This is a genomic window from Candidatus Pacearchaeota archaeon (genome assembly GCA_035404185.1).
Taxonomy (GTDB): Bacteria; Patescibacteriota; Minisyncoccia; order Minisyncoccales; family Minisyncoccaceae; genus UBA2211.
On sequence record DAONGN010000001.1, the window covers coordinates 492,575 to 507,296 of the forward strand.

Genomic DNA, 14,722 nt, shown 5'->3' on the forward strand with positions numbered 1-14,722 from the left:
AGCCATTCTTTATATAGCTTTATAGGTAACTATGTTATATAAACTATTGACAATATCGGTAATATAGAATATTATTAATTCATAAAAGGCTTAGGCCTCCGAGACCCTCCCTAGTGGTGGGTCGTTTTCTTTATAAAAATCTTATTATTTCTTCTTTTATTTTTTGAAAATCTTCCTTAGGTAACATAGTCATTTTCCTTATAAGTCTTTTTTCACTTATTAATTTAACTTGAGACAGAACCACGCAAGATGTTTCTTCTTTTCCCTCTAGTGTGCATTTATAATAATAGGGATTTTCCTTAATTTTGCTTGTTAAAGGTAGCATCCAAAACGTTCCATTACCAAAAGTTTTTAATATTAAAACAGGCCTTTCGAACTCGTCATTTTTACCATCTGTTTCGTATCCAATATTTATTCCTAAGGAACACCACCAGATTTCTCTTTCATAATAGTACAAAGATTTATTTTTCTTATCTAATTCTTTTTTCTTTGCATTCCATCCGTCAAAATCTTTAATATATAAAAACATTTCAATGTGTGGTATTCCAACCTCTTCAAAGATTTCTCCTCTTTTTTTAAATCCTAGCTTTTCATAAAATCCACTAGCATTTTCTTGTGAATAAAGTTTTATTTCTTTTTGCTTTTTTTCTTGCAAATAAGAAAGAGTAAAATCCATTATTTTTTTACCAAAACCAATTCCTCTGCATTTTTTTAACACAGATGTTCTTTCTATTTTTGCTATTTTCTCATCTAAATATCTAATTCTGAGCGTTGCTATTGGTTCATTGTTTAAATAAATGATGATATGTTCAGATGATTCATCCTTTCCATCAATATCTAATTCAGAATCTATTCCTTGTTCTTCTATAAAAACCTTACGTCGCACTTCTTGAGCATCTATAATTTCTTTATTGGTCTCAACTTTTTTTATTCTTATATCCATATTTTTATTATATCTCTAAAAATAAAAAGCGCCAATAAGGCGCTAGGGATTTGCAGGGGCGCTGGGATGTTGTCGGAACATTTTTGAGGTTAAATTAACTATACTTAACAATCAGGAACAACTAACTTCTCAATTCTATTAAAGTTATTATCTAGGAAGGTATCTAATTTTTGTTCCGAGTTTAGATTATAAACATTATACTCTATCTCGCCTTCATTAAGCCAATTAATATTAACGCCGTCTTCTAGTTCTGGAGGAAATTCATTAAGAATTTCTCCATTTTTTAATATAATTAACTGTTTTGTTGTGTCATTATTAAAACAAACTAAAGAAATAATATTTCCAAAGTTACGGATTTGATTAATTGATTCGGTATAAACCGCTTTATCTCCGGTTGGCGCAAAATGTAAACGCATACTGCTTTCTTTTATTTTCCTTATTTCCATAGAATTAATATCTATAGCAAATATTGGTCCGCCATATTCATAACTTAAATAGAAGTATATTTCTGTTCCTTTATCGGGATAGCCCGTAAGACCGATTACTCCATCACTACACAAAAGATTACCAATATCATTAAATTTTTCACAGACAGCTTTTCTAAGATTATAAACATGATCGAAGAGAATTTTTTGATCACCAGTAGATCTATTAATTAATATTAGTTTTTCTGTATTATTATCAGATAGAATATTTTTAATCTCCCAATCTTCTAGATTTATTTTTTTTACTTGATCAGTAATATTATTGTTTTCTTTTTTTATTAATTGTTGATTTTTATTATAAAAATAATAGCCACAACTACTAATTACTAATAATAAAATAACTATTATAAAAATTATCTTTTTGTTTTTATTCATATGTTTACTTGAAGCAATTATACCACAAACAAAAAACCGACAAAAGTGTCGGTTTAATTTTGCAGGGGCTCGTGGAGGACGTTAGAACCAGTTTGGTATTAAATTATGTATAAAAAAGCTAATCTTGAATCATAATTTATATTATTTGACAAATTAAAGTGTATTATATAAAATAAGGGCACGGTTCTTTATATTCTCTTGTAGCTCGCTCTAGCAACACGTTTCAATGTTCCTGGAGCGGGTTACCGGAATTTAAAATGATGGTTTCTCGCACAAAAGTTCACCCGGAAAGGTGCAACATGGCAAAAAGCTACGAGCTACGCTCGGAAGGATAGGCAAGCAGCGACTAGAGGTACGGACTGGTAAACCAAATTTGCTCAAAGAGGAAGCTGTGAAAGACACTTAAGACTTGCCTCCAAAAGCGGCATACCACGACGTCAAACATAGTGAGAACAACATTATTGCTGCCTTATGGCGGCACCCTGAGATTTATGATGAGAAGCGATCGGAAGCTGCTCCAACTATATCGCCTCCCATTCATCATCTCTTGTAACGCGCAAATACAATTTATTATGCGCGTTGTTTTATATAAAAACATTATTTAAAATTTATTTGTAGGGGCTCGTGGAGGACGTTAGAACTATAATTAGACAATAAGAATTATTTTATCGGATTAAATAAAGTATGATTTCTAGTGTTTTCAGCCGGATTAGAAATTTTAGGCTGGAATAGTGAAAGAGTTAAAAAAATAAATATGAAAGTAAAATTTATTAGAATATGTTTTTTAATAATGCTTCTACTGTTTTCATCTTTTTTTATAAAAAACTTAATGATATCTAGTACCATTTTAAAAAGAATAACATATGTTATAAGTAAAAAATAATTAATCCAAAACATATCAACTAATGCCAGACCGATTAAGAAGATTATTAAGAATGTGATAAACCAATCCACCCAGCTAGTTTTCTTAAAAAGATAATAAAAAATAAACAACAAAAAGAGAGAAATCATTAGGGCAATAGTTATATTCATTATTTATTATAAATATATTATCTTGAAATCATTATATCTCTTCAAAACAGAAAAGCCAATAAAGGTTTTAAAAACGTAGGGGCTCGTGGAGGACGTTAGAACCAAAATTCAGGAGAATATGTTACAATTAAGTAGTGATGGGACGAACTTGGAACATTTTTGAGGTTAAATTGGGTATGAAAAAAGAGGCTTTGATGTCGGAGTCCTCATTTTCTCCGGAAGCTATAGAGCTTCAGTTCCAGAGTGCCCGAGAGCACTTTATGCAGAACTTGTTTTCATCAAGTTCATGCACGCACGAGAGATCATTTCTCTCGACCGGGAGGTAATAATAACCTCCTGGATTTTCGATGTGGGCACGATAGCCCACAAAGCAGTCTTTGGACATGATAATCATGTCCTCGGGATCACCGACCTCAAAGGTCCTGTGTGCGATCCAGTCGATGCCAGCTGCTTTCATAGCGGCATCAATCTTCTCGGTTGTCAGAGGTTCCTCTAACGAGCCAAGAATTTTTTCCAGTCTCTCATCTGCAACCTTCTGCATTTCTGCATAGGTCATCACTCCCTCTGTGTCTACCATATTAATACTATAACATAGTATATTTATTATGTCAATAGTAGCGGCTGGCGAGTTCAAGAAACTAACCAAAAGGTTCTAAAGTGATTTTGCGGTTATCTAAAAAGCCTTATAGAATAAGGCTTCCTAAATTTGCAGGGGAGAAAGGATTCGAACCATTGAGTTTTTTCTATCTACTTTATTTGATTAATCGGAGCAAAGCTTTTTCTATGTATCTTGCAGGCTCCATTATTTTTAATATTTTTCAAGTGTTCCTTTGTTCCATACCCTTTATGTTTTTTAAAATTGTACGCAGGATATAATGCATCATACTTAATCATTAATCTATCTCTGGTTACCTTTGCAATAATACTAGCAGCTGAAACTAAAAATATCTTATCGTCAGCTTTAATAATTGATTCTTGAGCAACACTTAAGTTAATTTTTATCTTTCCATCAAGAATAATATAATCAATTTTAATTTTATTCTTCTTTTCTAAATTTTTAATTGCCTTAATCATTGAAAGCTTAGTAGCCTCTAAAATATTAATCTTGTCAATTACCTTTTCAGAAACAATCCCGATTCCCCATTTTAACTTAGAATTATTAATTAAATTAGTGTAAACCTCCCCCCTCTTTTTTTCAGTTAACTTTTTTGAATCTTTTACTGATTTGATTTTCTTTACCTCTTTAAAGTTTTTTGAGAGAATTAAAACGGCTCCAGATACAACTGGACCAGCCAAAGGTCCTCTTCCAGCCTCATCGATTCCCACTATATATTTATACCCCTTTTTCCATAACCTCTTTTCTTCTTGAATCATAATCAAATATGGGATATTATTAAGATATATTATATATATTAACATATGGTTATATTAAATAGCAAAAACAATAATCAAGAAGTTATCGGTCAATTAGAAATAATTAATGAGATTAATATAGCCGAAAGAGAAAATAGGCCAGTCGATTTTAGTAACAAAACCTTAGCTGATTTCAATCTTATCATTAACAAGATTAAATTTGGATTAAACTTAGAAAATGCAAAAATACTTGGTCCAGTCTTTTTGGGTGAGGTAGTTATCATTGGAGATCTTAATTTAAAAGGAGCAGTAATTAATGGCTCTTTGTATCTAGGCAAAGCAGATATAAAAAATGATTTAATTTTTGAAAATACTCAAATTAATGGCGCTATAAATTTAGTTGGTGCTAAAATTGGAGGAAATATTAATGCTAGAGGGCTAATCACTGCTGGTTTTCTATCATTAACCAAGACAGAAATATTTGGAGATGTAATTTTAGAAAATGCAGAAATTGCCTCAGCTAATTATGATGACATGATGGTAAGAGGAGATGCTTTTTTTGATACTGCTAACGTTGGAGGAAATCTTAATTTAGGAAAAATGAAAACTGAAGGAATGATTGACTTAGAAGAAGCTAATATTGGAAGTAATCTTGTTTTAACGGGAACGAAAAGTAACAGAGATTCCATTGATACGACAAAGACAAGGATAGGAGGAAAAAAGATTATTTAATGAATTAAAGATAAATGAATAAGAAGTTTACACATTTGCACTTGCATTCGCATTATTCTCTTTTGGATGGATTAGCGAAAATAGATGACATTATTGATAAGGTCAAAGAACTTGGCATGGATTCAGTTGCTTTAACTGACCATGGAACAATGTATGGAGCAATTGAATTCTATGAAAAAGCTAAAGCTAAAGGAATTAAGCCTATTATTGGTTGCGAAGTTTATGAATCAATTAGAGACATGGAAGATAGGACTCCTAATCTAGATGGTAAACGTTTTCATTTGATTCTCTTAGTAAGAAATGAACAAGGATATAAAAATTTAGTAAAAATAGTAACCGAAGCTCACTTAAGAGGTTTTTATTATAAACCTCGTGTAGACTTGGAATTATTAGAAAGGTATTCTGATGGTCTTTTAGCGACATCTGCATGTTTGCAGGGTAGAATTCCTCAACTATTACTTTCTAATAAAAAGGAAGAGGCTGAAGAAATGGCTTTAAAATATGAAAAGATATTTGGCAAAGGTAATTTCTATTTAGAACTTCAATATCATCCCGGCATTCCTGAACAAGCAAGGGCTAATCAAATGATAATAGAGTTGAGCAAAAAAACAGGAATTCCTTTTATTGCCACCAATGATTCCCACTATGTCAACAGAGATGATGCTGAAGCTCAAGATATTTTAATGTTGATTAATACTGGAGCTGATATTAATGACAAAGAAAGACTATCCATGCTTGGAGATGATTTTTCAATCAGAAGCACTGATGAAATGGTAGAAGCTTTTAAAGATGTTCCTGAAGCAATTAGTAATACTCAAAAAATAGTTGAGGCTTGTAATCTGGAATTAAAATTAGGAGAATTCAAACTTCCCTCTTTTGATGTTCCAGAAGGAAAAAATACAGAAAGTTATTTAAAAGAATTATGTTATTTGGGAATTGAAAAAAAGTACGATATTCATTCTCCCGAATTAAAAGATATTATTGAAAAAGTTTTAAAAGGAAAAGAAATAAAGATTGAAGATATTAAAGATGATAAACTAAAAGAAGTAATCGAGAGAATGGAATATGAGTTGTCGGTTATTAACCGAACTGGCTTTTCAGGATATTTTTTAATTGTTCAGGATTTTGTTAACTGGGCTAAGAATAATAGAATTGTCGTTGGGCCAGGTAGAGGCTCAGCTGGAGGTTCAATTGTCGCCTATCTTTCCAATATTACCAACGTTGATCCATTAAAGTATAACTTGTACTTCCAAAGGTTTTTAAATCCAGACAGAATTTCTCCTCCTGATATCGATTTAGATTTTACTGACAAAAGAAGAGATGAAGTTATTAATTACGTTGCTGAAAAATATGGACGAAATAGAGTTGCACAAATTATTACCTTTGGAACTATGGCTGCTAAAGCTTCAATTAGAGATGTGGGCAGAGCTTTAGGCTATCAATATTCTTATTGCGATAAAATCGCAAAAATGATTCCTTTAGGTTTTGATTTGAAGGATTCATTAGAAAAAATAGATGAATTTAAATCTTTATATGAATCAGATACTGAAGCTGAAAGACTAATTGATTTGGCATTAAAAATTGAAGGCTGCGCCAGACATGCTTCAACTCATGCTTGTGGAGTTGTAATTGCCAGAAATCCCCTAGACGATTCGGTGCCGACTCAACATCCAACTCAAGGCGGAGAATCGATTGTCACTCAATATGAAATGCACTCTGTTGAATCAATGGGACTATTAAAAATGGATTTTTTGGGATTAAAAAACTTAACCATCATTGAGGAAACTTTAAAAAGAATTTACGCTGTCCGCGGAATTAATGTTGATATGGATAGAATTCCATTAGACGATCCTAAAACTTTTAAATTATTGCAAGATGGAGACTGTATTGGAGTGTTTCAATTAGAATCTGATGGAATGCGTAGATACGTTAAACAATTAAAACCAACCGAAATTGAAGACATCATTGCTTTAGTTGCTTTGTATCGTCCTGGTCCGATGCAACATATTCCTGAATATATTAACGGTAAACACCAAAGGAAGGAAGTTAAATACATGCATCCATTATTGAAACCGATTCTTGAAAATACTTATGGTATTCCCGTATATCAAGAACAAATTATGCGTATCGCTCAAGATTTAGCTGGTTTTACTTTAGCTGAAGCAGATATTTTGAGAAAAGCTATTGGTAAAAAGATTGAAAAGCTTTTAATGGAGCAAAAAGACAAGTTTGTTAATGGAATGAAGAAGAATAATATCGATGAAAGAATTGCGGTTGAGTTGTGGCATTGGATTGAACCTTTTGCTAGATATTCTTTTAATAAATCCCACGCTGCTTGTTATGCCATTATTGCTTATCAAACAGCTTACTTGAAAGCTAATTATCCTGTTGAATATATGGCTGCTTTGCTGACTTCAGAAAGTTCTGATTTGGATAGAATTTCAATTCTAATTGAAGAATGTAAAAAAATGAAGATTGAAGTTTTGCCTCCAGACATTAATGAAAGTTTTAGCAATTTCAGTGTGGTTCCAGAAAAGAACCAAATTAGATTCGGATTATCAGCCGTTAAAAATGTGGGCTATAATATCGTAGAATTAATTGTTAATGAAAGAAAAAATAACGGACACTTTAAAACAATTGAAGATTTTATTTCCAGAGTTGATGCCAAAGTTTTAAATAAAAAATCATTGGAAAGTTTAACTAGAGCCGGAGCTTTTGATACTTTAAAAGAAAGAAATCAAATTCTTTCTAATTTAGAAAAACTATTAGACTGGTCCAAGAAAAACCAAAAGATAAAGGAGAGTGGACAGAGAGGTTTGTTTGATAATACAACCTCCGTTAGTTTTTCAAACGGAATAACATTAGATAATGTAGAACCAGCTAATGAATATGAAAAATTGATGTGGGAAAAAGAATTATTAGGATTATATATTTCTGGCCATCCACTAGAAAAGTACAGAGGATTACTAGAACAACAAACGACGTCAATTAGAAAAATTATTGGAGATCTTAATGGTACGGCAGCAGGTAGCCGAAATCCATTTGAAAAATATATCATTAACGGAGAAACGGTCACGATTGGAGGAATCATTTCGAGTATTAAAAAAATAATGACGAAAAAAGGAGATCCGATGATGTTCATTAAGGTGCAAGACTTGACGGATACGATTGAAGTAGTGGTCTTTCCTTCAATGATAGAAAAAAATCCCTACGCCTTTGTAGAAAATAAAATAGTGTCAATTACGGGTAAAACGGATACGAAAGACGGAATGCCCAAAGTAATTGCCAATGAAGTTGAAGAAATATTAGAAGCATAATTATAAATATATGGAATTAGAAAAAATAAAACATTCATTATCGCACATCTTAGCCGCTAGCGTTAAAGAGTTATTCCCTAATGCTAAATTTGGTATTGGTCCAGCCATAGAAAATGGTTTTTATTATGACATCGAAGCTAATTTTAAGGAGGAAGATTTGCCGAAGATAGAAAAGAAAATGAAAGAGATTATTAAAAAGGATATTTCTTTTATTAAAAAAGATATTACTAAAAAAGAAGCTAAGGAATTATTTAAAGACCAGTCCTACAAATTAGAATTGATTGAAGAAATTCCAGAAGAAAAAGTTTCTATTTATACTTCAGGAGATTTTATTGATTTATGTAAGGGACCTCATATTAAGTCAACTAAAGAGATTAATACTAAAGCATTTAAATTGCAAAAATTAGCAGGAGCTTATTGGAGAGGCGACGAAAAAAACAATATGTTAACTAGAATATATGGTTTAGCTTTTGAAACTGAAGAAAAATTAAATGAATACCTAAAGATGCTTGAAGAAGCAGAAAAAAGAGACCACAGGAAATTAGGCAGAGAGTTAGATTTATTTTCTTTTCATGAGGTTGCTCCTGGTATGCCATTTTTCCATCCAAAAGGTACCATTGTTTACAATGAACTTAAAAAATTATGGATAGATTCTCAGAAAGAATTTGATTACGAAATGGTTATTTGTCCATCAATGATGGATGTTTCTATTTGGAAAAAATCAGGCCATTGGGATCACTATAAGGACGATATGTATTTTACTCATACTGAAGGAGACCAAACACAATACGCTCTTCGTCCAATGGATTGTCCTGGGGCAATTATTATTTATAATAATTCTCCTAAGTCATATAGAGACTTCCCCTTAAGATATGCTGAACCTGGGTTAATAACTAGGCGTGAAAAGTCGGGTCAGCTGGGAGGACTATTCCGCGTTCAACAATTTGTTCAAGATGATGCGCATATTTTTATTAGAGAAGATCAAATTGAAGAAGAAATAAAGAATGTTATCGCTTTAGTTAATAAAATATATAATAAATTCGGATTAGAATATAAAGCTTTTCTCTCTACTCGTCCCGATAGCTTTATGGGTGATCCTAATATTTGGGAAAAAGCAGAAAATGATTTAAAGAAAATTCTAAACGATGTCTATGGAAAAAATAACTACGGTCTTAAAGAAAAAGACGGAGCTTTTTACGGCCCTAAAATTGATTTTCAGCTGAAAGATTGTTTAGGAAGAACATGGCAATGCGCTACCATTCAATTAGATTTTCAAATGCCCTTAAAGTTTAATTGCGTATATGCAGATTCAGATGGAAACGAAAAAAATCCAGTTTTGATTCATAGAACAATCATGGGTTCTTTCGAAAGATTTATGGGTATTTTGATTGAACATTATGCTGGAGCATTCCCCTTTTGGTTAGCTCCTGTTCAGATTAAAATTCTTCCCGTTGGAGAATCTCACCGTGAATATGCTAAAGCCGTTGCAGAAAAACTAAAAGAATACAGAATAAAGATAGACGACAATAATGAAACTATCGGAAAAAAGATAAGAAATGCAGAAATGGAAAAAGTTCCCTACGTTTTAGTTGTCGGAGATGTAGAAAAAGGAAATAATACTATTAGCGTAAGACAGCGTGGGAAAATAGATTTAGGAGAAATATCAATTGAAGAATTTATTAAAAAACTTAATAATTAATTTAATTAAGTAAATAATAAAGTATGAAAAAAATAGTATTTTTACTTCTTACAATAATTATAACTTTTTCTTTTTTTTCTGCTGTTTTGGCCGAAGAAACAACTATTACAGCTAAGGATTTAAATGTTGCTGAGCCAACCGTTCTTCCAACAAGTCCTCTTTATTTCTTAAAAGAACTAGGAAGAGGAGTTCAACTTTTAATAACTTTCAACCCAACCAAAAAAGCTGAATTAAAATTAAAAATTGCCAGTGAGAAATTAATTGAAGCTGATAAACTATCAGCCGATAAAGAAAATTTAGATAATGCCCTATCTAACTATACTAATTCACTTAACGATTTAAAAGACTATGTTGCAACCTTAAAACAAGATAGCGAGAGTAGTAATCTTTTTTTAAAAAAAGTAACTATTCAAACTTTTAATCAACAAAAATTTCTAGATCAAATAACGGAAAAACAAACAGATTCATCTCAAAAAGTTTTTGAAACAAAAGAAAAAGCTCTTAATAGTTTAACTAAGACTTCTTTGGAGTTAGGTTCTTTAGGAAAATTCAAAGATGCCCTAGAAGAAGCTTTTAATAATGACAAATCAGGAACTACAAACGTTCTCGAAGTGTTAAAAAGAGTGGAAAGCATCGTGCCAGAACAAGCTAAAAAATCAATAATTGAGGTACAGAATAAAATTATACAAAAGAGGTTGAGCGATACCAGTTTAAGTGAAGACGATAAAAATAAATTAAATGATTATCTTTCAGAGTTACAAACAAAAATTGAATACAAAGATTTAATATCTGAAGAATATGTTCAAAAATTAGTTGCCGATAACCAAGACATTTTTAATAGTTTAGGCAATATTTCTGAAGAAGACAAGGCTAAATTGATAGAATATGGAAAAAGTATATTAAATAACGATAATATTGATTACAACGGAATATTGAATGGTCTATTTTCTTTAAATATTTCTTCAGATGCCAAAAAAATAGTTGATGACATACAATCGCAAATAGCAAATAGATATAGCGAAGGCGGTATAACCTGTCTTGATGTTGTTAATCCAGTCTGTGGGAAAGATAATAAAGATTATGGTAATATTTGTGAAGCAAAAAAAGTTGGAGTAGATGTTGCCTATAAAGGAAAATGTGGAACTTGTATTATGGAAGGAAAGGTTCTTACTGAAGGAAAAACATGCTGTCCTGAATATAAGGTTTGTTCTAAGAGTGGCCAAAATATTTGTCAAAAATCTTGCGAAACAAGCAATCAAGATAATGAGAAGGTTGTCTGTACTGCACTTTGGGATCCAGTTTGCGGAGTAAATAAAAAAACATACAGTAATGAATGTTTTAGTAAGGCAGCGGGAGTAAACATTAAATATAAAGGAGAATGTCAAAAAGAGACAAGCGAAGTTGCCAATCCCGCTTCAGTTTTTTGTACACAGCAAGGATATACATTAGAGATGAGAAGTAACGATGATGGAAGTCAATACGGGGTTTGTATTTTTGGTGAAGGGAAAGAGTGTGATGAATGGAAATTCTACAATAAAGAATGTGGAACAGAGTATATAAAATAATATTGAACAAAAACCTAAACTTGTGTAGTATTTACATATGAAATATCATATTATTACTTTTGGTTGCCAAATGAATAGATCTGATTCAGAAAGAATAGCTTCTGTCTTAGAAGGCTTGAATTACGAAGAAACCTTTAATCTGAAAGAGGCTGATTTGGTTGTAATAAACATGTGTTCTGTAAGGCAACCTGCGGTTGATCGAGTTTACGGACTAATTCCTCAATTTACTGCCCTTAAAACGAAGAATAAGGGCTTTAAAACCATTCTGACTGGCTGTATTTTGAAACCAGAACGAACCAAATTAGCTGAGATTTTTGATTTTATATTAGACAAAGAATACCTAGACAAATGGCCAGAATTGCTAAAAGAAAAAGAAATAGAAGTGAAAAAATCTGATTACTTGAAAATAATTCCCAAGTATACAAATAAAATACAGGCCCTTGTTCCAATTTCTAATGGTTGTGATAACTTTTGTACTTACTGTGCTGTTCCCTTTACTCGTGGAAGGCTTATTTCCAGAAATTACAAAGATATATTAAAAGAAGTTAATAATTTAGTTACTAAAGGATATAAGGAAATTTGGCTTTTAGGAGAAAATGTCAATAGTTATAATTCCAAGGGAGTTAATTTTAGTAAATTGATAAAAGAAATTGATAAAATTCCGGAAAAGTTTTGGTTGCGTTTTACCAGTCCTCACCCTAAAGATTTTTCCGATGAACTGATTAAGACTTTAAAAAAAAGCAGTAAGTTTGTTCCCTATCTTAATTTGCCAGTTCAATCAGGAGACAATACTATCTTAAAAAAGATGAATCGACCATATACCAGAGAAAAGTATTTAGCTTTGATTAAAAAAATAAAGAAAGTTTTCAATAACAATATTAGTATTTCAACCGACATCATTGTTGGCTTTCCTGATGAAACAGAAAAGCAATTTAAAAACAGTGAAAAATTAATGAGAGAAGTTCAATTTGATTTAGCTTTTATTTCTAAATATTCTCCACGTCCTCAATCTTTTTCTTGCGAAAAATTAAAAGATAACGTTTTAAAGAAAGATAAGACAAGAAGAGCTTTGTCTTTAAATAAAATATTGAAAGAGACTGCTTTAAAAAATAATCAAAAATTATTAAACAAAGAAGTGGATGTTTTAGTTCTAGAAAAAGAGAGTGATTATTGTAATGGCAGGACCGATCAAAACAAAGCGATAAGATTTAAATCAAATGAAGATTTATCAGGGAAATTTGTTAAAGTTAAAATAATAAAAGCTACGGCTTGGAATTTTGAAGGAATTTTAATTAAACCAAAATTAGTTGTTGTCTTGGGTCCTACTGCAAGCGGAAAAACAGATTTAGCGATTAATTTAGCTAAAAAATTTAATGGAGAAATAGTTAATGCTGATTCAAGAACAATATATAAAGGAATGGATATTGGAACAGCTAAGCCGAAAGATTTAAAAGGAATTCCTCATCACTTAATTGATATTATTTCTCCTAATGAAGATTTTAATGCTGCTCTATTTAAACAAGAAGCTATTAAAAAGATTGATGAGATTATAGAAAGAGGAAAACTTCCCATTTTGGTTGGCGGAACTGGATTATATATTAAATCGATAGTTGAAAACCTTGAATTTCCACAAATTAAAGCTGACGAAAAATTAAGAAAAAGATTAGAAAAGAAAACTACCGAAGAATTATTTGAAATGTATAAAGATTTAGACAAAGAGGGAGTAAAAAAAATAGATAGTAATAATAAAAGAAGATTAATCAGAGCTATCGAAGTTTCTTTATTTTTAAAAGAATCTTTCTTTAAGGAAAGAAAAAAAGAGTCCGCATATGACATTCTTCAAATCGGAATTAGAATTGATAAGAAAGAACTAGAGAAGAGGACTAGAAAAAGAGTTGATAAAATGATTAAACAAGGACTAGAAAAAGAAGTAAAGAAATTATTTAAAAAATATAGTTTCAGTATCCCTTCTATGCAAACTATTGGTTATCGTGAGTGGGAAGATTATTTTAATAAAAAAGAAAGTCTTGAAAATACTATTGAAAAAATAAAAACAAACACCATTAAGTTTGCTAAAAGACAAATGACCTGGTTTAAAAAAGATAAAAATATTAAATGGGTATAGCATTTGGAAAAACCTTCTTGAGAGTTGCCTCCCAGCCACAATTTAAAAAGAGCCCTAAGGCTCATTTTAATTTTATTTTTGTGGTTTTTCGTGATTTTCTCCACAGCAGCACTTCCCTCTTTCTTTACAAATAATTCCTAGTCCGACAGCTATTAAAAGACATGGCCAAACAAATTGCCAAACACTTATAGTAATAATGCCTAAACTTTGTAATAAAAAGGCCAAACCGATAATTACAATGATAATTCCAATAATCATATTTTTGAATTAAATTTAATTAACGACCTTTTGTTAAGTATATTATATATGGAAAAGTAAAAAGTGTAAACGAAAATTGTTACAAAATTTAATAACTATTTTGCTATATTAATACTTCCATATAGCGTCTGTAAAAATCTAATTAAAACTATAAGTAGTTCATTTCTATTCATCTGACTTAATGGTTTATCCAGAGTCAATGATCCAATTTTTAAATTATTATTTGGTTGCGCTAAAGCAGAACAACTTGAAGTCATGGATCCAGTACAACTCCAAAACCAAGGACCAGAACCAGTAATATTTGAAGCTGTTCCAGTCAAACAAAGATTGATTGTCGGAATACTGGAAAAAGTCATTCCATTAGCAGAACCACAGACACCATTAATAGAAACTGCAGAAATATTAATATTATAATAATTTATTTGTGCAGGTTGGATTGACTCCCACGGTCTACTGTAGGTTGCAGTAATTTTAACTGTTCCTGTTTTTAGAGCACTAAAATTATAACTTGTTGTCTGTCCGCATCCAACCCCTATCATATCAATACCTTCACTAGATACTGGAGGACAAAGCGATACTGAGTTGGAAGAATCGAGATTAAGAAATGATGTATCGTAACTTAAATTCCATTGATATCCAGTGCTTGCATTGCCATCCAGAGAAATAGAAAACCTATCACCAACTAAAATTTGTGCATTACAACCATTAACTCCGTTAGTGCAAGAAAGAACTGGATAATTAGTACTATCTGTCGCTAAAACAAAACCCGTGATAGATAATAACATCCCTAGACACATCATACAAACAATAAAATTTTTATTCATATATCTTTATTATC

11 protein-coding genes are annotated in these 14,722 nt (G+C 31.2%); 5 read left to right on the plus strand and 6 right to left on the minus strand.

The genetic code is table 11. The features are described 5' to 3' along the window. Nucleotides 1-130: 130 nt before the first annotated feature. The 4 genes from PLD14_02820 to PLD14_02835 form a co-directional block, all read right to left on the minus strand. The gene (locus PLD14_02820; protein HPR80132.1) at nucleotides 131-943 is read right to left on the minus strand and encodes a GNAT family N-acetyltransferase; all 813 of its coding nucleotides are present in this window, start codon (nucleotides 941-943) and stop codon (nucleotides 131-133) included. 104 nt (nucleotides 944-1,047) lie between these two features. Beyond that, complete coding sequence (locus PLD14_02825) at nucleotides 1,048-1,803, minus strand: hypothetical protein (protein HPR80133.1); 756 nt, start codon at nucleotides 1,801-1,803, stop codon at nucleotides 1,048-1,050. A gap of 1,264 nt (nucleotides 1,804-3,067) precedes the next feature. Then, nucleotides 3,068-3,412, minus strand: a complete 345-nt coding sequence (locus PLD14_02830) for a hypothetical protein (GenBank protein ID HPR80134.1) — start codon at nucleotides 3,410-3,412, stop codon at nucleotides 3,068-3,070. 170 nt (nucleotides 3,413-3,582) lie between these two features. Beyond that, nucleotides 3,583-4,254 carry a ribonuclease HII gene (locus tag PLD14_02835; GenBank protein HPR80135.1) on the minus strand — a complete coding sequence of 224 codons (672 nt, stop codon included), beginning with the start codon at nucleotides 4,252-4,254 and terminating at the stop codon, nucleotides 3,583-3,585. Here PLD14_02835 and PLD14_02840 point away from each other — a divergent pair, their 5' ends adjacent. From PLD14_02840 to miaB, 5 genes are read left to right on the plus strand one after another with little or no spacing between them, the layout of a single operon-like run. Continuing rightward, a complete protein-coding gene (locus PLD14_02840) occupies nucleotides 4,255-4,920 on the plus strand; it encodes a hypothetical protein (GenBank protein ID HPR80136.1) in 666 nt (221 codons plus the stop codon). A 14-nt stretch (nucleotides 4,921-4,934) separates the two neighbouring features. Continuing rightward, entirely contained in the window at nucleotides 4,935-8,237 is a 3,303-nt protein-coding gene (locus PLD14_02845; protein HPR80137.1) for a DNA polymerase III subunit alpha, read from the plus strand. Between the two features lie 10 nt (nucleotides 8,238-8,247). Beyond that, on the plus strand, nucleotides 8,248-9,936 hold the full coding sequence (gene thrS / locus PLD14_02850; GenBank protein ID HPR80138.1) for a threonine--tRNA ligase: 1,689 nt from the start codon (nucleotides 8,248-8,250) through the stop codon (nucleotides 9,934-9,936). A gap of 23 nt (nucleotides 9,937-9,959) precedes the next feature. Continuing rightward, nucleotides 9,960-11,501 (plus strand): DUF333 domain-containing protein, encoded by a 1,542-nt coding sequence (locus PLD14_02855; GenBank protein ID HPR80139.1) that lies wholly within the window; start codon nucleotides 9,960-9,962, stop codon nucleotides 11,499-11,501. Between the two features lie 37 nt (nucleotides 11,502-11,538). Then, complete coding sequence (gene miaB, locus PLD14_02860) at nucleotides 11,539-13,626, plus strand: tRNA (N6-isopentenyl adenosine(37)-C2)-methylthiotransferase MiaB (protein ID HPR80140.1); 2,088 nt, start codon at nucleotides 11,539-11,541, stop codon at nucleotides 13,624-13,626. Nucleotides 13,627-13,698: 72 nt separating this feature from the next. Here the strand turns inward: miaB and PLD14_02865 are convergent, their stop codons facing one another. After that, the gene (locus PLD14_02865) at nucleotides 13,699-13,884 is read right to left on the minus strand and encodes a DUF5668 domain-containing protein (GenBank protein ID HPR80141.1); all 186 of its coding nucleotides are present in this window, start codon (nucleotides 13,882-13,884) and stop codon (nucleotides 13,699-13,701) included. A 95-nt stretch (nucleotides 13,885-13,979) separates the two neighbouring features. After that, a complete protein-coding gene (locus PLD14_02870; protein HPR80142.1) occupies nucleotides 13,980-14,708 on the minus strand; it encodes a protease inhibitor I42 family protein in 729 nt (242 codons plus the stop codon). Nucleotides 14,709-14,722: the final 14 nt, after the last annotated feature.